Consider the following 24,691-nt stretch of genomic DNA (forward strand, 5'->3'; position numbering starts at 1 on the left):
GCCGCCATCCTGCCGCGCGAAGGCCAGGGTTGCGAAGCGGGGGGGCGGGATGCTCCCCTGCGCCATGCCCGATCCCTCCCCTGGCGTGGCGTCGCTGCTGCGCCAGACGCCCTTCGCCCTCTTCCTCGCCTCCCGTGTCATCTCGGCGATGGCCGTGCAGGTGCAGGTCGTCGCGGTGGGGTGGCAGGTCTATGACCTGACGGACAGCGCCCTGGCGCTCGGCCTTGTCGGCCTGGTGCAGTTCCTGCCCGTGCTGCTGCTGACGCCCTTCACCGGGGAGGTCGCCGACCGCTTCGATCGCCGCCTGGTGGTCGGCATCTGCCGGATGCTGACGGGCCTCGCCGCGCTGGCCCTTACCTTTGCCAGCCATGGCGGCTGGGTGACCAGCACCACCATCTTTGCCTTCGTCGCCGTCATCGGCGCGACGCGGGGGTTCGAGATGCCGGCCCAGCAGGCGCTGCTGGCCGGCGTCGTGCGTAACACGGATCTGGCGCGCGCGACCGCCTTCTCCTCCTCCGCCAGCCAGGTGGCCACCATCGCGGGGCCGGCGGCGGGTGGCTTCCTCTATGCGCTGGGCGGGCCGGAGATCGCCTATGGCACCGCGGCCGCGGGCTTCCTGGTCGCGGCGCTGATGGCCTTCGCCATCCAGGCCGCCCCCCGCCAGGGCATCCGTGGCCGCGTCACCATCGAGAACCTGCTCTCCGGCCTCGTCTTCGTGCGCACGCGGCCGATCCTTCTGGGCGCCGTGTCACTCGACATGGTGGCGGTGCTGCTGGGCGGTGCCGCGGCGCTGCTGCCGATCTATGCGCGGGACATATTGCAGACCGGGCCCTGGGGCCTCGGCATCCTGCGGGCGGCGCCGGCGGTGGGGGCGCTGGGCATGTCGCTGCTGCTGGCCTGGGTGCCGCTCGGCGGCAATGCCGGGCGGAAGATGTTCGCGGGCGTCATCCTGTTCGGCGTCGCCACCGTGGTCTTTGGCTTCTCCACCAACCTCTGGCTCTCCGCCACGGCGCTGGCCTTCATCGGTATGGGCGATGTCGTCAGTGTGGTGGTGCGGCAGACGCTGGTGCAGCTGGCCACGCCGGATGAGATGCGGGGTCGCGTCGCCGCGGTGAATTCCCTCTTCATCGGCGCGTCCAACCAGCTCGGCGAATTCGAATCCGGCGTCGCGGCCGCCCTCATCGGCCCCGTCGCCGCGGTGGTGCTGGGCGGCATCGGCACCGTCGCCGTCGCGCTGCTCTGGATGCGCATCTTCCCGGCGTTGCGGGACATCGACAGGCTGGAAGACATCAGCCCGGACAGCGAGGCATCGCGCCGGCGATCCGCTGCGGGCAACGCGGCGATGCCGTAGCGGACGGCGAAATCCGCATTGCAATAGTCCCACCGCGTGACATGCTTTCTCCAGTCGCGACGGCTTCGCTGAAATCGTCGCATTCCCGGCATCACGTGCGGCGTGGTGGGGGTGGGGTGAAGGAGTGCGCGGCGTGGCCGACAGACGAAAAATCAAGCTCGGCGTCTCCATGGTCGGCATGGGCTATCACCTCGCCGCCTGGCGCCACCCGGACGCTTCCGCCGGCGGCAACATGGAATTGCAGCACTTCGTGAAGACCACGCAGGTGGCCGAACGCGGGCTGCTGGACATGGCCTTCCTGGCCGATGGCGTCGGCATCCGCTTCAACGACCGTCCGCCGGGCGCGCTGAGCCACACCTGCAAGAACGTGCAGTTCGAACCGCTGACGCTTCTCTCCGCGCTCGCGATGGTGACGGAGCGCGTCGGCCTCGTCGCCACCGCCTCCACCACCTACAACGAGCCCTATCACGTCGCGCGGAAATTCGCCTCGCTGGACCATATCAGCGGCGGCCGCGCCGGCTGGAACGTGGTGACGAGTGCGACCGACATGGAGGCGCAGAATTTCGGCCTCGACGGCGCGCCGGCGAAGGGCGGCCGCTACGACCGCGCCATCGAATTCGTCGATGTCGTCAGGGGCCTCTGGGATTCGTGGGAGGATGATGCCTTCGTCCGGGACAAGGAGAGTGGCGTCAACTACGATCCCGCCAAGCTACATATCCTGAACCACCAGGGGGAGCATTTCCGCGTCCGAGGCCCGCTCAACATCCAGCGCACACCGCAGGGCACGCCCGTCATCGTCCAGGCCGGCGCCAGCGAACAGGGCCGCGAACTCGCCGCCGCCACCGCCGATGTCGTCTATGCCGCGTCGCAGACGCTGGAGGAGGCGCGCGCCTACTACCAGGATGTGAAGCGCCGCATGGCGCGCTACGGCCGCCATCCCGACAACCTCAAGATCATGCCCGGCCTGATGGCCGTGCCCGGCCGCACGCGGCAGGAAGCGCAGGACCGGTACGAGGTGCTGCAAGAGCTCGTCCAGCCCGTCGTCGGGCTTGGCGCACTCGCCAATTATCTCGGCGACCTCTCGGAATACGATCTGGACGGCCCGCTGCCGGAGCCGAAGGACCGCCGCGACCACAGCCGCGGCCAGATCTTCATCGACATCGCCCGCCGCAACAACCTGACGATCCGCCAGCTCTACCTCTCCATCGCCGGCGGCAATGGCCACCGCATCGTCATCGGCACGCCCACCGACATCGTCGATGCGATGGAGGAGTGGTTCCACGGTGGCGGGGCGGATGGCTTCAACATCCTGCCGACCTGGCTGCCCGGCGGGTTGGAGGAGGTGGTGGAGATGGTGGTGCCGGAGATGCAGCGGCGCGGCCTGTATCGCACCGCCTATGAGGGCCGAACGCTGCGCGAGAATCTCGGCCTGGCCTACCCCGAACACCGCAGCATCCTTGCCCGCCGTGCCGCCATCGCCGAAACCCTTGGGAGTGCCGCTGAATGATCCGTCCGACCCTCGCCCTGCTATGTGCCCTCGCCGCGCTGCCCGCCGGCGCACAGACGCTGCGCATCGGCATGAAGGCGGCGATCGACGGATCCGACCCGCACCAATCCTACAGCCCCAACCGCAACGTGCAGATGCATGTCTATGAATCGCTGGTGGAGCAGGACCCCAACATGCAGGCCCTGCCAGGGCTCGCGGAATCCTGGCGCGTGGTGGACGACAGCACCTGGGAATTCAAGCTGCGCCCGGGGGCGACCTTCCATAACGGCACGCCGCTGCGCGCCGCGGATATCGCCTTCTCCTTCGCCCGCGCCGGCGATGCACGGGGTCTTCGCACCTACAGCGCGCAGATGCGCGCCGTGGCGGGGGTGGAGGAGGTGGATGCGAGCACGATCCGGATCCGCACCCATGGACCCTCCCCCCTCCTGCCCTACAACCTCGCGTCCATCATGATCGTCTCCGCCGCCGCGGTCGGCGACAACGCGACGGAGGAGGATTTCAACGGCGGCCGCGCCGCCATCGGTACCGGCCCCTATCGCTGGGTGCGCTTCAACCGCGGCGCCGACGTCACCATCGAGCGTGTCCAGCGCCCTTCGGGCCGCGCGCCCGAGCCATGGGAGCGCGTGGTCTTCCGCTTCATCCCGAATGACAGTGCGCGCGTCTCCGCCTTGCTCGCCAACGATGTCGATGTGGTCGATGCCGTGCCGCCGGCGCTCTATGGCCGCGTTCGCACGGATGCGCGCTCGCGCCTCGTCACCTCGACCTCCGGCTTCAACTTCTACATGTATATCGACAGCGGGCGCGAACGCTCCCCCTTCGTCACCGCGACGGATGGCCAGCAGCTGGACCGCAACCCGCTACAGGACCGCCGCGTGCGGCTCGCCCTCTCCCACGCGCTGAACCGCACGGCGCTGGCGGAACGCGCGATGGAAGGCGGCGCGGAGCCTGCGGGGCAGATCGCCCCGGCCGGCTTCATCGGCCATGTGCCCGATCTTCCCGTCCCCGCCTTCGATCCCGCCCGCGCCCGCGCCCTGCTGGCGGAAGCCGGCTACCCCAACGGCTTCGGCCTCACCATCCACTGCACCGGGGACCGCTTCGCCGGCGATGCGCGCAGCTGCCAGGCGATCGGCCAGATGCTGACCGCCATCGGCATCAGGACGGAGGTGGAGGCCCTGCCCTCATCCATCTTCTTCCGCCGCGCCAACCGCAACCCGGCCAATGGCGGGCCGGAATTCTCCGTCTCCCTCAGCATGTTCTTCACCACCACCGGCGCTGCGCCGGAGGGCATGAGCACGATCCTCCGCACCTACAACGCGCAGCTCAGCCACGGCGCGTCCAACCGCGGCCGCTATTCGGACGCCAATCTCGACCGCCTGCTGGGCGCGATCGAGACCACGCTGGACGACACGCGGCGGGAAGCACTGACGCAGGAAGCCGTGCGCTACGCGATGGCGGAGGCGGCCATCGTGCCGGTCTTCTTCGTCCGCTCCGCCTGGGGCACGGCGCGCAACATCACGCTGACGCCGAGAGGCGACCAGTACACCATGGCGACCGGCATCCGCATCGCCCGCTGAACGGACCATCTCCACCATGACCACGAAGAAGAAGCAGCTGAAGCTCGGCGCCTTCCTGTCCGTGCCGGGCAACCACCTGGCGGGCTGGCGCCACCCCGATGCCGTGCCCGAATACGACATGGATTTCGCGCTCTACATGCGCCTCGCCCAGACGGCGGAGCGCGCACTGTATGACACCATCTTCTTCCAGGACACGGTCGCGGTCGGCGGCAGCGATGCGCTGAAGGCCGGCGACCTGACGCGCACGCGGCTGTCGCGCATCGTCAAGCTGGAACCGACCGCGACGCTGGCGGCACTCGCCGTTGGCACGAAGAACATCGGCCTGATCGCGACGGCGACGACGACCTTCAACGAGCCCTACAACATCGCCCGCCGCTTCAGCACCATCGACCACATCAGCGGCGGGCGCTGCGGCTGGAACCTGGTGACGTCCCAGATCGAGGACGAGGCCGGCAACTTCAACCTCGACACCCATGTGGACCACGCGCTGCGCTATGAACGCGCGATCGAGTTCTACGAAGTGGTCGCCGGCCTCTGGGATTCCTGGGAACACGACGCCTTCCTGCGGGACAAGGAAAGCGGCGTCTGGTTCGACCGGGACAAGATGCATTTCCTCGACCACCACGGGAAATACTTCAACGTCCGCGGCCCGCTGAACTCGCCCCGCACGCCGCAGGGGCGCCCCGTGGTGGCGCAGGCGGGATCGTCGGAACCGGGCCGCGAACTCGCCGCCCGCACGGCGGACATCGTCTTCACCGCGCAGACCGAACTTGAAGCCGCGCGGGAATTCTTCGCCGATGTGAAGGGCCGCACCGCCCGCTACGGCCGTACGCCCGACGACATCAAGATCATGCCCGGCATCACCCCGGTGATCGGGCGGACGATGGAGGAGGCGCAGGAGAAGTACGACGCCCTCCAGGCCCTGCTGCCGGATGACGTGGCGCTGGCCGCCCTTGCCCGCTTCACGCGGGGAATCGACATCTTCAGCTACCCGCTGGACGGCCCGATGCCCGACCTGCCGGAGGCCAACTCCGCGAAGTCGCGGCAGAAGCTGATCATGGACATGGCGAAGAAGCAGAACATGACGCTGCGCCAGGTCGCGCGCTCCGTCTCCGCCGCGCAGGGGCATCGCGTGCTGGTCGGCACCGTCGGCTACATCGCGGACCAGATGCAGGAATGGCTGGAAGCCGATGCCTGCGATGGCTTCAACGTGATCTGCAACTACTACCCCGGGCCCTTCGACGATTTCGCCAACCAGGTGATCCCGGAATTGCAGCGCCGCGGCATCTTCCGCACGGCCTATGAGGGTCCGACGCTGCGCGACAACCTCGGCCTTCGCGTGCCGGAGAACCGGCACACCGCCGCGCGGGGCTGAACGCCGGCGCGCCTCCGGGCGCCCTACAGCCCCGCGCGCCTCCGGGCGCCCTACAGCCCCGCGCGCCTCCGGGCGCGACGCATCAACCAGCCCGCAACACCGGGCGCCTTGTCGATGAGGTCGCTCAAGGCGCGGCGCTCGGCCTCCGCCTTCGCCCGCGCCGCGGCGGCTTCCAGCGCCTGGCCGCGCGCGACCAGACGCGCCTCGTCCATCTCCGCCATCCGGCGCTTCATATAGGCATCGGCGCCCTCGGCCTCGATCCGCCGCAGCGTCGCCTCCATCGCTTCCAGCGACTGGCGCAGCGAATCGACATCGGTGGACGCGGCGGGCTTCTGGCTGCGAAGGGGCGGTTTCTGGCGGCGCCGGCTCATGGCTTCCTCCCGCCCCACCGCGAGGCAGGGCGCACTGCAGAAGGGGTGGGGAAGGCGATGGCTCCCCAGGGAAGGGGTATGCCCCGTACGGGATTCGAACCCGTGTTACAGCCTTGAAAGGGCCGTGTCCTAGGCCTCTAGACGAACGGGACAGCCGGAGGTGGGGGGCGTATGGCCGCGCCGGCGCCACCGGTCAAGCCCTGGGATCACCCAAGCGGGTGCGCCGTGCCGCCCAGCGGGCCATCCCGGGCAGCCATCCCGCCGCCAGCGCCACCGCGCCGGGCGCCCGCGCCAGCGCCACATCCATCGCGCGCGCCACGCGCATCCCGGGCTGCACATGGCGCGCCCAGCCGGCCTGGTGCATCGCCGCCCCCTGCCCCGCCAGGATCGCCTGCGCAGCAAGCCTGCCGGACCCCAGCGCCATCGCGATCCCGTCCCCGCAGAGGGAGGGGATGACCGCCGCCTGGTCCCCCACGCGGAACACGCCCGATTCGGCCGGCGCAATGTACCCGTAGGGCACCGCCGCCACCGCCAGCGGCCGCGCCCAGACCGCCACGGCATCCCGCAGCAGGTCGCGCGCCACTGCGCTGCCGCCGGCCACCAGGGCCAGCAGCGCCGCCGGATCCCGCGCCGCCGCCGCCAGGCCCGGCGTCCCGGCCGGCAGCGCCAGACAGAGATTCGCGCCGCCCCCCGCCCGCGGCTGCAACCCCGCATAGCCGCCCGCGCAGGCCAGCACGGCGATGGCATCGCCGATCGGCACGCCCTCCAGCGCCAGCTTCAGCCCGACCGACCCGCCCGCCGCATCCCGCGCCAACCCGCGCAACTCGTGCTTCCCCGTCGCTAGCACCACCGCGCCGGCGGCCTCGACCCGCCCATCCCCCAGCCGCAGGCGCCAGCCGCCATCGCCCCAGGCCGCGGCGGTCACGGCCACCCCGCGCCGGACCTCCGCGCCCGAGGCTTCGGCCAGCGCCAGCAGCGCCTCATCCAGCACCAACCGGGGCAGGCTCCAGGCCGCGAAGGGCAGGTCGAACCGTCCCTGCCGCCGTCCGGCCGCGAAGATCGCCCGCCGCACCGGCACCGCCCCCAGCGCCGCCAGGTCGATGCCGAGTCCCGCCAGCGCCGCCGCCGCATCGGCACCCAGGAATTCGCCGCAGACCTTCTCCTGCGTCGCCGCACTGCGTTCCAGCAGCAGGGGGCGGGCACCCGCGCGGGCCAGGGTGATGGCGGCCGCCGCGCCCGCCGGCCCGCCGCCCAGGATCACCAGCGGCCTCATGGGCCCCCCGGCCCCTCCACCGCCCAGCGGAAGGGCAGCACCCAGCGCGCCTCCGCCGCCACCCCGGCCTCCGCCGCCAGCCGCTTCCAGTCCTCCCGCTTGAAGCCCCGCGCGATGGAGATCGGCCCGTCATGGCTCACCATCGGGTGCATCCGCATCAGCCGCGTTCCCGCCCAGACCGCCGCCCAGGGAATCCAGTGGCGGTGCAGGTCCAGGATCAGCCAGCGGTCCCGCGCATGGGCCGGCAGCCAGCGCAGGAAGCGAACCAGCGTCGGGTCATCCAGGTGATGCGCGAAGAGCCCGCAGATCACGACATCGAAGCGCCGCTCCGCCGGCAGGTCGAACAGGTCCGCCGTGATCCAGCGCGCCGGCGTGCCCTTCGCCATGGCGTGCCGCTCCGCCCAGGGGCTGCGGTCCAGGCCCCAGAGTTCCGTCTTCACGCCGCGGTCCCGTCCCCACCGCGCCACCGCCCGCAGCGCATCGCCCCCGCCCGCGCCCACATCCAGCACGGAGATCGACCGCCGCGGCCGTGCCGCCACCACGCGGTCCAGGAAGCGCAGCAGCGGCGCGTAGGCGAAGGTGATGCGGTTCAGTGTCTCCAGGTCCCGCAGCGCGGCGGCGAAATCGGCCTCCGTCTGGCCCGGGTCGTCCATGATCTCGGCCTGCTGGCTGCGGGGCATGGTCAGGCTGCCTCGAACCGCATCGCCTCGGCCGACAGCCCCGGCCCGAAGGCCAGCGCGCAGCCCCGCCCCCGCCGCCCTGCCCGCATCATCCGCTCCAGCACGAACAGCACGGTGGCGGAGGACATGTTGCCATGGTCGGACAGCACCCCCCGGCTGGTCTCCAGCGCATCCCCGGGCAGGTCGAGCCCATGGGCCACCGCATCCAGGATGCTCCGCCCGCCCGGATGCACGGCCCAGAGATCCACGCTGCTCACCGCCCGCCCCGCCAGCATCCGCGGTGCCAGGTCCGGCAACGCATGGGCCAGGGTGAAGGGCACCATGCCGGACAGCGTCATGTCGAAGCCGGCATCGCCGATGCGCCAGGTGATCTGCTCATGCGCCTCCGGGATCACCACGCTGCTGAACCCGTCCAGCCGCAGCCCGGTCGCCTCGGCGGAGACGAGGGCCGTGGCACAGCCATCGGCGAACAGCAGGAAGCACAATAGCTGTTCCAGCGCCGTCGTGCCCTGCAGGTGCAGCGTGCAGAGTTCCAGGCAGACCACCAGCACCCGCGCTTCCGGTTGGCTCCGCACCGTGTGCCAGGCGAGCTTCAGCGCGTTGATGGCGGCCTGGCAGCCCATGAAGCCCACGGTGGTGCGTTCCACCGACAGTGGCAGCCCGAACCGGGTGATGATGTGCCGATCCATCCCCGGGGCCACGAAGCCGGTGCAGGTCGCGACGATGATGTGGGTGATCCCCGGCCCTTCGTCCCGCAGGCCGAGCCGTTCCAGCGCGGCATCCGCCAGGCCCGGGGCCTCATCCTCCCACCGCCGCATCCGCGCGCGCGTCGTCGGGAAGGCGCCCCCCTGGCGGTAGAAGCCGCAGGTCGTGCCGGACCCCTCCGGCTCCGACGGGGTCAGGACGGAATGGCGGCTGGCGATCCCGGCGCGCGACGCCATCCTGGCGAAGGCGGCGCGGTCCCGGCCCAGCGCCTGCGCCATGGCGAAGGCCGAAAAAGCGCCATGCACCTGATGGGCCGGCGTGGCGGTGGCGATGCGATTCAGGAAGACCTGTGTCATGCCCACCACCTTGGTCGGGCGGGCCAGCCGGTAAGGCCTGGCTGACCGGACACCCGATCATGTGACGCGACTCCGCCATGCGCCAGAGTCAATCCTGGGCAGCCCATAACGCAGGCCTGCCGCCAAGCCCTGCTTTTCCCAGGTTTTTCCTGGTCCTGCCCGGCGTTCTGAACATGACAGGTTTCTTGTGATTTGGGGGTGTGTTGGCCGCCCGACTGGCCCATATGGTGCCGGCGGCCGAATCGCGGCCCCTTCCCAACCGCATGACCTCTGTCCCGCCGGTGAACCCGCGCGGGCCATCGGCCGTGCCGGGCCCGGGATCGGGACGCGGCTTCGGGCACCGACGTGATGGCGGCAGGGACACGGGCTGACAGATGGACGGGATGTTCGGACAGAAGGCGACCGACCGGGACGGGCTGGAGGCGGAAGCCCCCAGCTTCGCGGCCCTGATGCGCCGCGATGGCTCCGACGATGCGGGCCATGACGACATGCGCCCGGGCGTCTCCGCCGAGGCCCTGATCCCCGAGGATGACGAGGACGCGGTCGTCGGCCTGGTGGATGATGCCGGGCTCGACGTGCTGCCCGAGGAGGAGGCCGAGGAGCAGGAGGGCATGGCCCCCCTCGGCTTCGCCGCGGGCGCTGGCGATGACGATGCCGCCCCCGCCGCGGGCAACATCAACCCCGCCTCCGGCAGCCGCAACGACGACAGCGTCACCATGTTCCTGCGGGAGATGGGGCAGGCGGAGCTGCTGTCGCGCGAGGATGAGATCGCGATCGCCCAGCGCATCGAGGCAGGGCGCGAAGCCATGCTATCCGCGCTCTGCGAAAGCCCGACGACCATCGCGACGCTCACCGCCTGGCGTGACGCGGCGGAAGCCGGCCGCCTGCCGCTGCGCGACCTGATCGAGCTGGAAGCCGCCGCCGCCGCCCATGGCGCGGAGGAGCCGGTGTCCGAGGGCGTCGAGGAAGCCTCGGCCGACCTGCCCGTCATCTCCGTCGAGGCGCGGATGCGCCCGGAAGTGATGGAATCCTTCGCCACCGCCCTGGCGGCCCTGGCGGCGCTGCGCGCCCCCGGCCTGAAGGCGGCGGAGCTGGTGCGCCTGCGGCAGGAGGCCGTCGCGCAGGTCACCGCGCTGCGGCTGCGTCCGGCGAAGACCGAGGAACTCCTCGGCAAGCTGCGCGACATCCACCGCAGCCTGGTGGCGCTGGAAGGCCGCGCGCTGCGCCTGGCCACGAGCGCGCGCATCAGCCGCGACGAATTCCTGAAGGTTTGGAAGGGTGGCGAGGCCGGGTGCGGCGCGCGGCTCGAAAAGGCCGTCGGCGCCACCAAGGCGGCCGCCAGCCTGCGCGGCGACATCGCGGAGATCCGGGCCGAACTGGCGCGGATCGAGGATGAATCGGGCGTCCCCGCCGCGGTTCTGCGCCGCCTCTACGCCGAAGCCGCCCGGGCCGAGCGCGACCTGCGCCAGGCGAAGGATGAGCTGATCCGCGCCAATCTGCGCCTGGTGGTCCACCTGGCCCGCAAGTACCGCAACCGCGGCCTGATGCTCGGCGACCTGATCCAGGAAGGGAATATCGGCCTGATGCGCGCGGTCGAGAAGTTCGACTGGCGCCGCGGCTTCAAATTCGCGACCTACGCGACCTGGTGGATCCGCCAGTCCTTCACCCGCGCCATCGCCGACCAGGCCCGCACCATCCGCGTGCCCGTGCACATGACGGAGACGGTCGGCAAGGTCGTCCGCGTCGGCCGTCGCCTGGCCCAGCAGACGGGGCGGGAGCCGACGCCGGAGGAACTGGCGGAGCGCCTCGGCATGCCGCTCGACAAGGTCCGCGCCGTGCAGGGCCTGGCGAAGGAACCGGTCAGCCTGGAATCCCCGATCGGGGAGGATGGCGATGCCAGCCTCGGTGACCTGATCGAGGACCGCAACGCCGTGCTGCCCTTCGACAGCGCGGCCCAGGCCGGCATGCGGGAAGCCGCCGGCCGCGTCCTGGCCGACCTGACGCCGCGTGAGGAACGCATCCTGCGCATGCGCTTCGGCATCGGCACCAATGGCGAGCACACGCTGGAAGAGGTCGGCAAGACCTTCGGCGTGACCCGCGAACGCATCCGCCAGATCGAGGCGAAGGCGCTCGGCAAGCTGCGCTCCTCCGGCCAGGGCCGGGCGCTGCGGAGCTTCCTGGAAGCGTGATCTTGAAGCGCCGGCGGGGCTGATCCCCGCCGGCGTCTTTCGCCTCAGACGGCGTAGTCGTTCCGGCTGCGCCCCTCGGCCTCTACCGCCTGCACCCAGCGCGGCGGACGCCCACGGCCCGACCAGGGCTCCCCATTCGGCCCGCGATACTTCACCGCCGCGCTCGCCCGCGTCTTCTTCTCGGGCTTCGCATTGCGGCGGCGGCCGGAGGAAGTGGGTGCGATCTCGCCCAGCACTTCGGTCAGGCTGATGCCGAGCGAGGCGGCCTTCTTGCGGGTTTCCTCGATGAAGCTGCGGCGTTCGACCTCGCCCCGCTCCTGCGCCAGGCGTTCGGCCGCTGCAGCCACTTCCCGCAATTCAGCGACGCCCAGGGTATCCAGCGCGGCCAGGGCCGTGGCCAGTGCGGTTTTTTCAGTTGCGGTCATGATGTTGCCTTTATCAAGCCCGCCCGGGGCGTTTCGATCCGGGCAGATGACACAGGCATAACGCGTAAAACCGCCGCTGGAAACGAATTATACCAACGGCACGATGGAGTGACCTGCGGCCAGCAAAGCCGGCCGAGGCCGCGAACGCGGCACGCCGGTCGTCCGGCGAGCCAAGGCCGCGGAGCGGCCGCCCGGCGCTTGAGGGCAGCAAAACAATACCAACGGCACGATGGAGTGACCTGCGGCCGGCAAAGCCGGCCGAGGCCGCGAATGCGGCCCGCCGGTCGTCCGGCGAGCCAAGGCCGCGGAGCGGCCGCCCGGCGCTTGAGGGCAGCAAAACAATACCAACGAGTCGCTGAAAGCGGCCGTTGGTATTAATCGCGAGCACCGGGGCCGCCGGCTTCCCGAAAAGGATTAATGCTGCCGGCGCCCGGGCCTTTTATTCCGACGCCGGTCTTAAATTCGCCTCGCGCCCCTGGGTCTCCAGCGTCCGGAAAATGACGGGTTCGGCGATCATGCGCCTCCCGGCGCACAGCCTGGACCGCGAACAACAAGCGATGCCATCCGACCGTTGGGGTCGAGGGCGATCGCAGGAATGATAGGCCTGGGGGGGGTTTGGTGGGCGCTGTAGGGCTCGAACCTACGACCCGCTGATTAAGAGTCAGCTGCTCTACCAACTGAGCTAAGCGCCCGGGCGGTAACCGCCGGTGGGGGGCGTTTAAGGGGTGGGACGGGGTTTGGCAAGCCCATGCAGTCATGGGAGACCTGCATTTGCGTCAGGTCTCGTCGCGCTCGGCGCCCATCTCCGCATCCCGGTGCACATGCGCCGACATCAGCAGCCCGAAGCCGATCATCACGGTGATCATCGCGGACCCGCCATGGCTGATCAGCGGCAGCGGCACGCCACCCACGGGGATGGACCCCGTGACCATGGCGATGTTGACGAAGACGTAGAGGAAGTAGTTCGTCGCCAGCCCCACGGCGAGCAGCCGGCCGAACTGGTGACGGCTGCGCAGCGCGACGAGGAAGCCGAAGGCGATCACGCAGGCCAGCAGGCCCAGCACGGACAGGCCGCCGACCAGGCCGAATTCCTCGGCCAGCATGGTGAAGATGAAATCCGTCTGCTTTTCCGGCAGGAAGTTCAGGTGGCCCTGCGTTCCTTGCAGGAACCCCTTCCCCCAGAAACCGCCGGAACCGAGCGCGATCTTCGACTGGATGATGTTGTACCCCGCCCCCAGCGGATCACTTTCCGGATCCAGGAAGGTCGTGATCCGGGCGCGCTGATAATCGTGCAGGTTTTCGTAGACGATCGGCGCCACGATGGCGACGGCGCCGACCACCAGGGCGAATTTCCAAAGCCGGACCCCGGCGGCGAAGAATACCGCCCCGCCGATCATCAGCGTGATCAGCGATGTGCCGAGATTAGGCTGCTTGAAGATCATCGCCGCCGGAACCAGCACGGCGATGATCGGCGGAATCAGGAAAAGCGGATTGCCGATCCTTTCCCAGGACGCCTTGTGGAACCAGGATGCCAGCGCCACGACCAGCATGATCTTCATCAGCTCGGAAGGCTGCAGCTGCACCGGCCCGATATCGATCCAGCGCTGCGCCCCCTTCCCGACCTGGCCATGCAGCGCCACCAGCACCAGCAGGCCGACACCCATCGCATAGCCAACCCAGGCGAAGCGGGCGATGAGCCGGATATCCACCAGCGCGATGGACAGCATCATCACCAGGCCGAAGCCGAAGCGGATGGCATGCCGCCCCGCATAGGGATCGGGCGATCCGCCACCCGCCGAATACAGCGCCACATATCCCACGCCGGCGACGGCGCAGAGCAGCAGCACGAAAACCCACGGAATCTGCCAGAGCTTCTCGAAAACCCCGCTGCCCCGCTCCCGCAGCAGCAGCCGCCGTTCGAACTTCATGGCCGTACCGGCGGTATGGCGGATCGCGGCGCTTCCGCCACCCGCGCGGGCAGGCCGCCGGGGCCAGGCCGCAGGCGCTGGAACGCCTCCACCAGCACATCCTTCGCCAGCGGCGCGGCGGCGGCGGAGCCGCTGGTCCCGTGCTCCACCACCACGGAGACGGCGAAGATCGGGTTCTCCATCGGCGCGAAGGCCACGAACAGCGCATGCGGCCGCCATTCCCGGGGCATCTGGTCCACCCGGAAGCCGCGTTCCCGCTGTTCGCGGCTGACGCGTCGCACCTGCGTCGTGCCGGTCTTGCCCGCCATGGCGCCGAGTTCGGGCGGCAGCCTGGCGATCCGCGCCGTCCCCCCCTGTTCGTTCACGACCGCCCACATGGCTTCCCGCACCAGCCGCAGGTCACGTTCCGGAATGCCGAGGCTCGGCCAGTCCTCCGCCCGCACGCCCCGCACCGGCCGCCCGCCGATGGAGCGCGTGAGATGCGGCTGCACCGCGCGGCCGGTCGCGAGCCGCGCCGTCATGGTGGCCAGCGACAGGGGCGTCAGCTGGTAGAAGCCCTGCCCGATGCCATGCACCACGGTGTCGCCCAGTGCCCAGGGCCTGCCCTGCGCCTGGCGCCATTCCCGCGTCGGCACCAGCCCGGGCCGCGTGCCCGGCAATTCGATCTCCAGCGGCACGCCCAGCCCGAAGCGCCGCGCCATGGCGGCGATGCGGTCCATGCCGACGCGCTTCGCGACCTCATAGAAATAGACGTCGCAGGACACTTTCAGCGCCGTCCGCATGTCCACGCCGCCATGGCCAGGCCGGTGCCAGCAATGGAAGCGGCTGTCGCCGAGGTCCATGTAGCCGGGGCAGGTCACACGCTCCCCGGGCGTCACCACCCGCGCCTCCAGCCCCGCCAGCGCCACCACCATCTTGAAGGTGGACCCTGGCGCGTAGAGCCCGTTGGTCGCCTTGTTGATCAGCGGCGTCGCCCGGTTGGCCGTCCATTCCCGCCATTGCGCGGCGGAAACGCCCGAATTGAACACATTGGGATCGAAGCTCGGCTGCGTCGCCATCGCCAGCAATTCGCCGTTCCGCGCATCCATCAGGACGACGGAGGTGCCTTCCTCGATCTTGCCGCGGATCGACTTCTGCAGTTCCGCATCCACGGAAAGCTGCACATCCTGGCCCTGGACGCCCTCCCGCCTGTCCAGCTCCCGGATCACCCGGCCGACGGCATTGACCTCCAGCTGCACCGCCCCGGCGCGGCCACGCAGCGCCAAATCGTGGTGCCGCTCGATCCCCGCGCGGCCCACGCGGATGCCGGGCAGTTCCAGCAGCGGGTCGCCATCCATGTCGCGCTCCGCCGGCGGCGCGACATAGCCGACGATATGGGCCAGGTGCTCGCCCTCCGCATAGATGCGCGTGGTGCCGACATCGACGCTGATGCCCGGCAGGTCCGGCGCGTTCAGCTCGATCCGCGCCATCTCCTCCCAGCTCAGGAATTCGCGGACCACGACGGGCACGAAGCGGCGGCGGCGGCGGACCTCGCGTTCGATCCGCGCCCGCTCGGCATCCGTCAGGGGGATGATTTTCGTCAATGTCTCCAGCGTGGCGCCAACGTCGGAGGTCTGCTCCGCCACCAGCAAGGCGCGCCAGTTCAACTGGTTGCCCGCGATGACGCGCCCTTCCCGGTCCAGCACCCGGCCCCGCGGCGGCGCCAGCAGCCGGGCGGACAGGCGGTTCTCCTCCGCCAGCGTCGCGTAGCGCTCGCCCTCATCCACCTGGAGCGTGTGGAGGCGATGCGCCAGGAAGCCCAGCAGCCCCATCTGCCCCGCACCGAGCAGCAGCGCCCGCCGGCCGAAGATGCCGCGGACCCGCTCCTCCTCCCGCTGCTTGCGGCTCATAAATCCATGCCCTCAAGCGTCGTGCCGAAGGCACGCCGATGGCGTGACGGGCGCGCGCTCCGCGCGCTTGCCTGCGCGCCTACGCGCTGTGGCGTTGGGCCATGCAGGCGGTCTGTGCGCGGGGCCGCATTCGCGGCCGGAACTTCGGCGGGATGCGAGATGCAGGGCCGGCTCACACCGTCTCCTCCGCCTGCCGCATCGCCGTGTGGATGCGCCCCAGCACGAAGGCGAAGGCAGGATAGAGCCCGGCGGAGAGCGCCGCCTGGTGCAGGGATGGCGCCGGCGCCGGCAGGTCCCAGGCCAGCAGCGCCGTCAGCATCCAGCCGAGCCCCGCCGTGCCGATCGCGAAGCCGCAGAAGGCCAGCCAGACGAAGACGAAGCTCTGCCGCACCAGGAAGCGCCGCCAGGCCACCGCCAGCCCATGCGCCACCAGCAGCGTGACGACCCCGGTGCCGAGCGGCGCCAGCGTCAGCAGGTCCTGCAACAGCGCCAGCACCGCCACGGCCGGCGGCGGCATCGCGCCCGGCCGGAAGATGGACCAGAAAATGATGCAGGGAAGCGCCACCGCCGGCACCAGAGTGGGCAGCCCGGTCGGGCCGGAGGCCATGATCATCAGGACGGCCGCGCAGACCGCGGGGAAGGCCGCGCGCGCCAGATCGTCCAGCCGGCGCAGCAATCCGGGCGATGGTTCGGGCCGCCCGACCATGGGGGATGACCTCAGAGCCTGTGAAAGAATCGAGCTTGAGCATTAATGCCCGTTGAAATCATTGGGCTTTTTCCTCGGATTCCAGCGCTTTCGGGCATTAATTCACAAGCTCTCAGCGCCGGCCACGCGGTTCGGGCCGCGCCACGGCTTCCGGCGGCAGGATGCCGCCCAGGCCGAAATCGAACAGCCGCACCACGTCCAGCCGATCCAGCCGCGCGAAAAGCTCGACCTCCGCCGTACCCGATTCCGTCCAGCGCACCACGCCGATCGGCAACCCGGCCGGGAAGGCCACGCCCTCCGCACTGGTGACGATGCGCTCGCCCTCCGCCGGGCGGCTGCCTTCCGCCCAATGCTGCAGGCGGGGCCGCGCGCCATTGGTGCCCACCATCATCGCCCGCGCCCGGCTGCCTTCCAGCGTCACCGGGATGCGGCTGTTCATGTCGGTAGCCAGCAGGACACGGGCGGAGCGGTTGCCCACCTCCGTCACGCGCCCGACGAAGCCCCGTTCATCCAGCGCGATCTGGCCTCGCCGCACCTGCATCTCCGGCGGGATCGACAGCAGCACCGCCCGGGCATAGACGCCGCCGCCATCCGCCACGACCCGGGCGGTGTGGTAGGCCGGCGCACGTTCCGGGACGAAGGACAGCTGCCGCCGCAGCATCGCATTCTCGGCTTCCAGGGAGAGGGCGGCCGCCTGCCAGCGACGCAGCCGCTCATTCTCCTCCCGCAGGCGGGCATTCTCCTCCCGCATGACGAAGAGCTGTTCCAGTTCCTCGATCGCGTCGCGCACGGCATGGGCGGGTTCCGCGAAGGCGGCGTAGAAGGGCATCAGCGCATCCGCCAGCGCCGTCCGCGCACGTTCCGCCAGCAGCGCATCGGCCTTGCCGAGCAGCATGGTGCCGAACGCCACGGCGATCAGCACGGGCAGCGACAGGCGGGACAGCGCCTGCCGGAGCGGAATGCTGAGACGGATCAACCGACGCCCCCCCGCACGAAGCTAATCCCCCATCAATACATGGAGGTGAGGACGTGGCGAAGCCGCTTCATCTCCTCAAGGGCCCGCCCCGTGCCAAGAGCGACGCAGGACAAGGCATCCTCCGCCACCACAACGGGCAGGCCGGTGGCATCCCGCAGCACGCCGTCGAGCCGGTGCAGCAGGGCGCCGCCGCCGGTCAGCACGATTCCCTTGTCCACGATGTCCGCCGCCAACTCGGGCGGCGTGTTCTCCAGCGCCACCCGCACCGCCTCGACGATCGCGATCACGGGCTCATAGAGGCTTTCGGCGATCTGCCGCTGGCTGACGATCACCTCCCGCGGCACCCCGTTCATCAGGTCGCGGCCCTTCACCTCGGTCATCGGCCCCTCCTCCCCATCGGGCGGGGGCGCCGCGGCGCCGATCTCCATCTTGATGCGCTCGGCCGTGCTCTCGCCGATCAGCAGGTTATGCTGGCGGCGGATGTAGCTGATGATCGCCTCATCCATCTTGTCCCCGCCGACGCGGACGGAGCGCGCATAGACGATGCCGCCCAGCGAGATGACGGCCACTTCCGTCGTCCCGCCGCCGATATCGACCACCATGGACCCCGACGGCTCCGTCACCGGCAGCCCGGCCCCGATCGCGGCCGCCATCGGCTCCTCGATCAGCAGCACCTTCCGGGCGCCGGCGGATTCCGCCGATTCCTGGATGGCGCGGCGTTCCACGGCGGTGGAGCCGGACGGGACGCAGACGATGATCATGGGGGAGGCGAAGGAGCGGCGATTATGCACCTTGCGGATGAAGTGCTTGATCATCTCCTCCGCCACCTCGAAATCGGCGATCACGCCGTCCCGCAGCGGGCGGATGGCGGCGATGTTGCCGGGGGTGCGGCCCAGCATCTGCTTGGCCTCCTCCCCCACCGCCAGCACCTGCTTCTTGCCGCGATGGTCGGAAATGGCGACGACCGAGGGCTCATTCAGCACGATCCCGCGGCCCTTGACATAGACCAGCGTATTCGCGGTGCCGAGGTCGATGGCCATGTCGGCCGACAGGAAGCCGAACAGGCGGGAAAACATGCGGCGGGGACCTTCCAGGCGTCGATGCCAGCGGACCCGCCCGCCATCGGCCCGGCGCGCCACGCCAGGGGGCCCCTGATGCATGGCGCCGCCCGGTCCTCACGGCGCCGCGGGGTGGCGAGAGGCGCTTCCGATAGCCCTCCCCCGCCCCTGGCTCAAGCCCTGATGCGCATCCGGGACCGCGCCCGGGCGAACCCGGCGCCATCCGCAGCGTTTCGGACGGCATACGAACCCCGAAGGAGGTCACGATGCGCCGTCTTCCCCTGCTTCTCCTTGTCGCCGGCGGCATGGCCGGCTGCGGCCAGTCCACCGGCGACCGCGCCGTCTCCGGCGGCCTGCTCGGCGCCGGCGCCGGTGCCGCGATCGGCGCCGTCTCCGGCGGCGGCGTCGGCACGGGGGCGCTGATCGGCGGCGCGGCGGGTGCGGCCGGCGGCGCGCTGACCAGCCCCGGCAGCGTCAACCTCGGCCGTCCCGCCTGGCGCTGACCATGGCGGCCTCCCCCGCCGGGGCTTGACCCCGGCGGCCAGGCCCAGGCCATCATTCCGCCATCGGGCGGAGATGATGGATGCGCGCGTTGGTGGCGGTGGCTGCCCTGATGCTGCTGGCGGGCTGCGGCGCCCCGCCCTCCAAGCCGGAGGTGCGGGCCAGCGCCGGCGTCAATTTCCGGGCCGAGGCGGCGCTGCTGGATGCCCTTCCCGCCGCCATCGCGGGATTCGAGCGGCGCGGCCCGGCCGAGCCGGACCCGACGCCCGGCATGGTCACCGGCGCCCTCACGCGCTTCGCCCGCCAGGGCGCCTTCGCCACCCTCTATCTGTTCAACCGCGGCACAACCACGGTGCCCGAGGGTCCGGCCTCGTCCCAGGCCATGGCGGAATTGCGGGACACGCTGCTCGCCGCCTCGGTGTCCCTGGCCAGGTTGTCGCCCACCCCCCTGGCCTGGCAGCACTTCACCATCGGCAACCGCCAGGGGCAGCGGAGCGGTGGGCCGGAACTGGCCTGCGCCCGGGGCGTGCTGACGCTGCCCACGGGCCCGCGGGTCGAGATGGCCTGCGTCACCGGCCTTGATGGCCGCATGCTCAAGATCCGCATCACGGCCATGCCCGCCGCGGGCCAGGACGCCGCGGTGCAAATCGTCCTCGACAGCCTGGCCGGGCAGATGAGGGATGCGCTGGCCGGTGTCCGCCCGACCGTGCGGGCCTGACTGCCGGATCAGCTCCGCCGCAGCATCCGGCGCAGGGCACCCCGCCCCGCCGCCACCAGCGGCCCCGCCTTGCCCTTCGGCCGCGGCGCGGGCCCGACGCGCCGCCGCACCTCCAGCCTCGCGCCATCCGGCGCGCGGGACAGGTGCAGGGTGCGGTCGTGATAGGCGTCGAGCCCCGGGCGATGGCCGATCGAGACCAGCGCGCTCTCCGCCAGTTCCTCCCGGAACAGGTTCATCATCACATCCTGGTTCTCCTCGTCGAGCGCGGCCGTCGCCTCGTCCAGGAACACCCAGCGCGGCCGGTGCAGCAGCAGGCGGGCGAAGGCCAGGCGCTGCTGTTCGCCCAGCGACAGCACGCGGTCCCACCGATCCTCCTCCTCCAGCCGCGGCACCAGATGCGGCAGCCCGCAGCGTTCCAGCGCGGCGGCCAGCGCGGCATCCGGGAATTTCTTCGGCGCGGCGGGATAGGCCAGCGCGGCGCGCAGCGAACCCAGCGGGATGTAGGGGCGCTGCGGCATGAACATCATGCGGTCGCGCGGCGGGATGCGGATCTCCCCGGCGCCCCAGGGCCAGAGGCCCGCAATGGCGCGGAACAGCGTGGACTTGCCCGTCCCGCTCTCCCCCACGATCAGCACCTTCTCCCCCGCCTTGATCTCCGCATTGGCTTCCTGGATCACGACATTGCCGTCGGAATGGCCGATCTGGAGGTCGCGGAAGGCCAGGATCTCCCGCCCCTGCTCATCCGGCCCTTCCGTGACCGTGATGCGCTGCTCCGCCTCCATCGCCTCGGCCTCGTCGAAGGTGTCCTCCAGCGCGGCCACGCGCTCCACGTGGCTCCGCCAATCCGCCAGGATCGGGAACTTGTCGACGAACCAGTTCAGGCTGCGCGTCACCTCCAGGAACGCCTGGGTGATCTGCATGAGGACACCGAGCGTGATGGCACCGGCGAAGTAGCGCGGGCTGGCGACCAGGATCGGCACCACCCCCGCCGCCATGCCATAGGCCGAGGTCAGCCACATCAGCCGCCGCTCGCTGCCATAGAGGTCCTTCATCACGGCGACGACCTGGCCGAAGGCGCGCTTCAGCCCGCGCTCCTCATCGGCCTCGCCCCGGATCAGCGCGATGCCCTCGCTGCTCTCCCGCATCCGGATCAGCGCGAAGCGGTGATTGCTCTCCGCCTCGTTGCGCCGGATGTTGATGTCCACCATCGGCCCGCCGATGAACCAGGTGAGCACGGAACCCACCACGGCGTAGAGCAGCGCGGCCCAGACCATGTAGCCGGGGATCTCGAACTCATTCGCACCGAAGGCCATGTGCAGCGGCCCCGACAGCGTCCAGAGGATGCCGAGGAAGGAGGCCAGCGTCAGGATCGATCCCAGCAGGCCGACCAGCAGGTCCACCGCCATCGCCGTCGCCCAGCGCGTATTCTCGCTGATGCGCTGGTCGGGATTGTCCGCGGCATCGGGCATGAAGTTCAGCTGGTAGTGCCGCCCGCCTTCCAGCCAGCGCCCCTGCAGCCGGTGCACCAGCCAGCGCCGCCAGTCCAGCATCAGCGCCTGGCGCGCCCAGAGCTGCGCCACCGCCGTCACCATCGCGGCGACGATCAGCGCGCCGAACATCCACATCTGGCCGAAGAAGGCCGCGCGGTCCCGGTTCTCCAGCGCGTTGAAGAAATCCCTGTTCCACAGGTTGAACCGCACCTGCACCAGGATCTGCGCCAGCGTCAGCACGATGACGGCGATGGTCAGCAGCCAGGCGCGCCTGCGGTCCTGCGGCGAGGCATAGTAGCCGCGCGCCAGGCGCCAGAAGCGCTGGAGAAAACCCCGCCGCGGCGCGGTCTCGGCTTGCGCCTCGGTGGTATCCGCCATGGGATCAGCGCCTGCGTTGGGGGTCGGGAACCGGGACGGGCTTCAGGGTTTCGGCGGTCTCGCCCAGCCGGTCGGCGGCCAGCGCCCGGCCATGGTCGCCGGCCACGCCGGGCCCCTCGGCCGCCAGCCGCGCCCCCGGGCGCAGCAGGTCGCGAAAGCCGTCGGAAGCGCCGGGGGGCAGGGTGATGACCGTGCCATCATCGAGGATGGCGCCCGCGATCTCTCCCTGCGGCGCGAAATAGGGCGCCTTCACGGTGCCGGAGACGCTGATGCGCTCCGCCCGTTCCGCCGCGCTGCGCCCGCCGAGCCGCCAGTAGAAGCGGTCCACCACGCCGGGCACGCTGTCCGCATTCGGCGCGAAGGCCAGCATGGTGATGACCGGGGCGTGGCGTGCCCGGATGCCCCAGACGATGATGGGTCGCCCCACCGGCGCGGCCTCCCGCACCGCCTGCGCGACATCGGGTGGGAAGACGATCTGCGGTCCCTCCCGGAACAGCAGCGCATCCGTCTCGCCACGCGGATTGATGAGGTATCGCTCCACCGTTCCGGTGAAGGAGGGAAGCTGCGTCGGATCGAACCAGAGATCCGATTGCGGCCGCGGTGGCGGCCGGTCCTGCGCGATCGCGGGCGCTGCAAGGCAAAGGCACGCGGCCAGGCCCAAGACGATGCGGCGCGGCGCGCCCTTCCCCCTGCTGCGCATCCCGTCAGACGCCGCGGATGGCGCCGAAGACCAGGCTCACCAGGAACAGCACGATGAAGATGCCGAAGAGGATCTTCGCGATGCCGGCCGATGCGGAGGCGATGCCGCCGAAGCCGAACAGCCCCGCGATCAGCGCAACGACAAGGAAGATGAGGGTCCAGTAGAGCATGAGCACCTCCCGCTTGTGGGAACCGCCCCACGAACGCGAGAAGGCGTGACCGGTTTCCCCACCGGAACGGGAAGAGGCCAGCTCAGACGGGGTCGAGATGCACGCCGCGCGTCACCGCCTGGTAGGTGGCGACGGCCAGCGTGGTCGGCTCGAAGGGCTTGGTGATGATGAAGGCGGGCTCCAGGTCCTGCCCCGTCAGCAGGCGCTCCGGATAGGCGGTGACGAAGATGACCGGCACGCGATGGCGTGCCATGATGCGCGCGACGGCGGTGGCGCCATCGCCCCCCGCACCGAGGTTGACATCCGCCAGCACCAGCGTCGGCAATTCGGCGGCCGCGATCGCCACGGCCTCATCCTCGCTGGCCGCGATGCCGACCACCTCATGCCCCGCATTCTCGACCAGTTGCTGCAGGTCCATCGCGATGATCGGCTCATCCTCGATGATCAGGACGCGCGCCACGGCCCCGGCCCGCAGATGCGCGCGCGCCGCCTCCACCGCCTGCGCCGCCGCCATCACCGGCAGGCCGACGGCGATCGCCGCATGCGTCGTCTCCAGTTCCTCGAGTGAGGTGAGCAGCAGCAGCATGCGCTGCGTCGGCGTCAGCGCACCATCCTCGTCATCGCCTTCGGACAGGTCGGCCGCCTTGCGGCCGATCGCCGCGTAGAAGGCCACGCGTGCCGCCAGGACCGGCTCCAGCGCCGCATCGGGCGGCACAAGGCCGGCACGCAGCGCATCCGCCACCATGGCGTCGCCGCGCGCCTGCGAACCCGTCAGCGCGCGCGCATAGCGTCGCGCATAGGGGAGCGCACCGATCAACGCCGTCCGCCCGATCTCGCTCATCACCTTGTCATCTCCGATCCGACAGAGTGCGGTGCCGCATCCGCCCGGTCGTTGATATGCAGCGCATCGTGATTGAACAAGCCAAAGACACGGCAATGCGCGGCGCTATCGCGCAGTTGTTGCCGGAACTCCGTGCCGCCGCCCGGATGCTCACGCGTTCGAGAGCGGAGGCCGATGATCTCGTGCAGGACGCGGTGCTGCGGATGCTGCGAAACCTCGATGCCTTCGAACCGCAGGCGGAACTCGCGCATGACCTGCGGCTGGCCGTTCGCCCCTGGGCGTTGACCGTGCTGCGCAACGCGTTCCGCGAGGGCTGGCGCCGCGCGAAGCGCGAACAGCTGCACCGCGATGCCGCGCCCTTCGACATTCCCCCGCAACCCACGGAGCAGGAGACGGCGCATGAATTGCGCGACCTCGCCCGTTCGCTCGCCCGCCTGTCGCCCACGCTGAGAGAGGCGCTGGTGCTCGTGGCGGCGCGCGGCCTGAGCCATGAGGAAGCGGCCGCCATCTGCAACGTGCCCGTCGGCACGATGAAGGCGCGCGTGTCCCGCGCGCGAAAGGCACTCGCCGATGATCTCGCTCCCGTGATCGAGTAACGGAAGCGAGATGCAACCGGATACGTCGCCCGGTCATTCCCCCTGTATCCAGGACGGAGTTGACCATGCCAAACGAGTTCCACAGCCAGTTGATCACGCTGCTGCCCCGCCTGCGGGTGCAGGCCCTTGCGCTGACGCGCAACCGGGCCGCGGCGGAAGACCTGGTGCAGGACGCGGTGGCGAATGCACTGGCAGCGCAGAACAGCTTCACGCCCGGCACGAATTTCGCCGCGTGGATGCATCGCATCCTGCGCAACCGCTTCATCAGCACGCTGCGCAAGCAGCGCGAGACGACGGATATCGAGGATCTTCCCGCCGGCGCCTTCGCCGTCAGCGCCACGCACGAGGATCGGCTGGTGCTGAAGGAACTCGGCCACGCCGTGAACCGCCTGCCCGCCGACCAGCGGGAGGCCCTGTTCATGGTGGTCCTGCAGGGCATGTCCTACGAGGATGTGGCGGAGGCCACGGGCTGCGCGGTGGGTACCGCGAAGTCCCGCGTGTTCCGTGCGCGCCGCCAGTTGCAGACCTGGCTGATGGGCGAGGAAAGCGCGACCCGCAACGAGGCGACGCAGGCCGAGGATCGCCTCCAGGAGGCGCGCAGCGCCAGGGATCGTCGCGCGGGGCTTGGCGACCAGCAGTTGTTCGCCTAAGTCCAGCCGGCACGGCGCCGCAACGGCTCAGTCTCTGGTGCGGCGCCGCTGGCGGCGATGGACATGGACACAAGCGACAGCAGGACCCCTCCCCCGAAGCCGTCCCGAGCCCCGCGCCATCCGGCAACGGGCGGGGATGGCACGCCCGACGATCCCTTCGGCCTGTGGCTGCAGCGCGGGCTGCATCAACTCTACGACAGCGTCGCGAACGAACCCATTCCGGCGGAACTCCTCCGGCTGATCGAAGCCGACCGGACCGCCGACAAGTCCAGGGACGGCGGCTGA

24 protein-coding genes and 2 tRNA genes are annotated in these 24,691 nt (G+C 70.4%); 10 read left to right on the top strand and 16 right to left on the bottom strand.

The window, feature by feature from the left end:
• Positions 1-64: 64 nt before the first annotated feature.
• From BM041_RS08915 to BM041_RS08930, 4 genes are all read left to right on the top strand, one after another.
• On the top strand, positions 65-1,351 hold the full coding sequence (locus tag BM041_RS08915) for an MFS transporter (protein ID WP_092958497.1): 1,287 nt from the start codon (positions 65-67) through the stop codon (positions 1,349-1,351).
• A 133-nt stretch (positions 1,352-1,484) separates the two neighbouring features.
• Entirely contained in the window at positions 1,485-2,858 is a 1,374-nt protein-coding gene (locus BM041_RS08920) for an LLM class flavin-dependent oxidoreductase (RefSeq protein ID WP_245761988.1), read from the top strand.
• The gene (locus BM041_RS08925) at positions 2,855-4,432 is read left to right on the top strand and encodes an ABC transporter substrate-binding protein (RefSeq protein WP_092958501.1); all 1,578 of its coding nucleotides are present in this window, start codon (positions 2,855-2,857) and stop codon (positions 4,430-4,432) included. Before BM041_RS08920 ends, BM041_RS08925 begins: the two co-directional genes overlap by 4 nt.
• Positions 4,433-4,448: 16 nt before the next feature.
• Positions 4,449-5,807 (top strand): LLM class flavin-dependent oxidoreductase, encoded by a 1,359-nt coding sequence (locus tag BM041_RS08930; RefSeq protein ID WP_092958503.1) that lies wholly within the window; start codon positions 4,449-4,451, stop codon positions 5,805-5,807.
• A gap of 50 nt (positions 5,808-5,857) precedes the next feature.
• Here BM041_RS08930 and BM041_RS08935 read toward each other — a convergent pair whose 3' ends face one another.
• From BM041_RS08935 to BM041_RS08955, 5 genes are all read right to left on the bottom strand, one after another.
• Positions 5,858-6,178 carry a hypothetical protein gene (locus BM041_RS08935; RefSeq protein ID WP_092958505.1) on the bottom strand — a complete coding sequence of 107 codons (321 nt, stop codon included), beginning with the start codon at positions 6,176-6,178 and terminating at the stop codon, positions 5,858-5,860.
• Between the two features lie 79 nt (positions 6,179-6,257).
• Positions 6,258-6,330, bottom strand: a tRNA-Glu gene (locus BM041_RS08940).
• A 41-nt stretch (positions 6,331-6,371) separates the two neighbouring features.
• Positions 6,372-7,451, bottom strand: coding sequence for an NAD(P)/FAD-dependent oxidoreductase (locus tag BM041_RS08945; RefSeq protein ID WP_092958507.1), 1,080 nt, complete (start codon positions 7,449-7,451; stop codon positions 6,372-6,374).
• Positions 7,448-8,131 carry a methyltransferase domain-containing protein gene (locus BM041_RS08950; RefSeq protein ID WP_092958509.1) on the bottom strand — a complete coding sequence of 228 codons (684 nt, stop codon included), beginning with the start codon at positions 8,129-8,131 and terminating at the stop codon, positions 7,448-7,450. Before BM041_RS08950 ends, BM041_RS08945 begins: the two co-directional genes overlap by 4 nt.
• A 2-nt stretch (positions 8,132-8,133) precedes the next feature.
• The gene (locus BM041_RS08955) at positions 8,134-9,192 is read right to left on the bottom strand and encodes a type III polyketide synthase (RefSeq protein WP_092958511.1); all 1,059 of its coding nucleotides are present in this window, start codon (positions 9,190-9,192) and stop codon (positions 8,134-8,136) included.
• Between the two features lie 383 nt (positions 9,193-9,575).
• Between BM041_RS08955 and rpoD the strand changes: the two genes are divergently transcribed.
• A complete protein-coding gene (rpoD, locus tag BM041_RS08960; RefSeq protein WP_245761989.1) occupies positions 9,576-11,381 on the top strand; it encodes an RNA polymerase sigma factor RpoD in 1,806 nt (601 codons plus the stop codon).
• 44 nt (positions 11,382-11,425) lie between these two features.
• On the opposite strand, the gene BM041_RS08965 is transcribed toward rpoD, so the two are convergent.
• The 7 genes from BM041_RS08965 to BM041_RS08995 form a co-directional block, all read right to left on the bottom strand.
• A complete protein-coding gene (locus BM041_RS08965) occupies positions 11,426-11,806 on the bottom strand; it encodes an H-NS histone family protein (RefSeq protein ID WP_092958515.1) in 381 nt (126 codons plus the stop codon).
• A gap of 616 nt (positions 11,807-12,422) precedes the next feature.
• Positions 12,423-12,498: transfer RNA gene (locus tag BM041_RS08970), tRNA-Lys, on the bottom strand.
• A gap of 84 nt (positions 12,499-12,582) precedes the next feature.
• A complete protein-coding gene (gene rodA, locus BM041_RS08975) occupies positions 12,583-13,734 on the bottom strand; it encodes a rod shape-determining protein RodA (RefSeq protein WP_092958517.1) in 1,152 nt (383 codons plus the stop codon).
• Positions 13,731-15,623 (bottom strand): penicillin-binding protein 2, encoded by a 1,893-nt coding sequence (gene mrdA, locus BM041_RS08980; RefSeq protein WP_092958519.1) that lies wholly within the window; start codon positions 15,621-15,623, stop codon positions 13,731-13,733. Before mrdA ends, rodA begins: the two co-directional genes overlap by 4 nt.
• A 172-nt stretch (positions 15,624-15,795) precedes the next feature.
• Positions 15,796-16,329: a rod shape-determining protein MreD gene (locus BM041_RS08985; protein WP_092958521.1), complete on the bottom strand. Its 534-nt coding sequence runs from the start codon at positions 16,327-16,329 to the stop codon at positions 15,796-15,798.
• 112 nt (positions 16,330-16,441) lie between these two features.
• Positions 16,442-17,305 (bottom strand): rod shape-determining protein MreC, encoded by an 864-nt coding sequence (gene mreC / locus BM041_RS08990; RefSeq protein WP_092958523.1) that lies wholly within the window; start codon positions 17,303-17,305, stop codon positions 16,442-16,444.
• Between the two features lie 32 nt (positions 17,306-17,337).
• A complete protein-coding gene (locus BM041_RS08995; RefSeq protein ID WP_092958525.1) occupies positions 17,338-18,381 on the bottom strand; it encodes a rod shape-determining protein in 1,044 nt (347 codons plus the stop codon).
• Between the two features lie 248 nt (positions 18,382-18,629).
• Here BM041_RS08995 and BM041_RS09000 point away from each other — a divergent pair, with 248 nt between their 5' ends.
• Both BM041_RS09000 and BM041_RS09005 read left to right on the top strand, forming a co-directional pair.
• Positions 18,630-18,866, top strand: coding sequence for a YMGG-like glycine zipper-containing protein (locus BM041_RS09000; RefSeq protein ID WP_092958527.1), 237 nt, complete (start codon positions 18,630-18,632; stop codon positions 18,864-18,866).
• An 80-nt stretch (positions 18,867-18,946) separates the two neighbouring features.
• Positions 18,947-19,582, top strand: coding sequence for a hypothetical protein (locus BM041_RS09005; RefSeq protein ID WP_139226003.1), 636 nt, complete (start codon positions 18,947-18,949; stop codon positions 19,580-19,582).
• 8 nt (positions 19,583-19,590) lie between these two features.
• On the opposite strand, the gene BM041_RS09010 is transcribed toward BM041_RS09005, so the two are convergent.
• The 4 genes from BM041_RS09010 to BM041_RS09025 all read right to left on the bottom strand — a co-directional run bounded on the left by BM041_RS09010 (position 19,591) and on the right by BM041_RS09025 (position 23,160).
• Entirely contained in the window at positions 19,591-21,450 is a 1,860-nt protein-coding gene (locus BM041_RS09010; RefSeq protein WP_092958531.1) for an ABC transporter ATP-binding protein/permease, read from the bottom strand.
• A 4-nt stretch (positions 21,451-21,454) separates the two neighbouring features.
• On the bottom strand, positions 21,455-21,991 hold the full coding sequence (locus BM041_RS09015; RefSeq protein WP_217648664.1) for a hypothetical protein: 537 nt from the start codon (positions 21,989-21,991) through the stop codon (positions 21,455-21,457).
• A gap of 163 nt (positions 21,992-22,154) precedes the next feature.
• Positions 22,155-22,319 (bottom strand): DUF1328 domain-containing protein, encoded by a 165-nt coding sequence (locus BM041_RS09020; protein ID WP_092958535.1) that lies wholly within the window; start codon positions 22,317-22,319, stop codon positions 22,155-22,157.
• Positions 22,320-22,401: 82 nt separating this feature from the next.
• On the bottom strand, positions 22,402-23,160 hold the full coding sequence (locus tag BM041_RS09025) for a PhyR family response regulator anti-anti-sigma factor (RefSeq protein WP_092958537.1): 759 nt from the start codon (positions 23,158-23,160) through the stop codon (positions 22,402-22,404).
• Between the two features lie 56 nt (positions 23,161-23,216).
• Here BM041_RS09025 and BM041_RS09030 point away from each other — a divergent pair, with 56 nt between their 5' ends.
• From BM041_RS09030 to BM041_RS09040, 3 genes are all read left to right on the top strand, one after another.
• Complete coding sequence (locus BM041_RS09030) at positions 23,217-23,756, top strand: sigma-70 family RNA polymerase sigma factor (RefSeq protein ID WP_245761990.1); 540 nt, start codon at positions 23,217-23,219, stop codon at positions 23,754-23,756.
• Positions 23,757-23,821: 65 nt separating this feature from the next.
• The gene (locus tag BM041_RS09035; protein WP_092958541.1) at positions 23,822-24,406 is read left to right on the top strand and encodes a sigma-70 family RNA polymerase sigma factor; all 585 of its coding nucleotides are present in this window, start codon (positions 23,822-23,824) and stop codon (positions 24,404-24,406) included.
• 63 nt (positions 24,407-24,469) lie between these two features.
• Positions 24,470-24,691 (top strand): NepR family anti-sigma factor, encoded by a 222-nt coding sequence (locus tag BM041_RS09040; RefSeq protein ID WP_139226004.1) that lies wholly within the window; start codon positions 24,470-24,472, stop codon positions 24,689-24,691.

The organism is Falsiroseomonas stagni DSM 19981 (assembly GCF_900114315.1).
GTDB classification, from domain to species: Bacteria; Pseudomonadota; Alphaproteobacteria; order Acetobacterales; family Acetobacteraceae; genus Falsiroseomonas; species Falsiroseomonas stagni.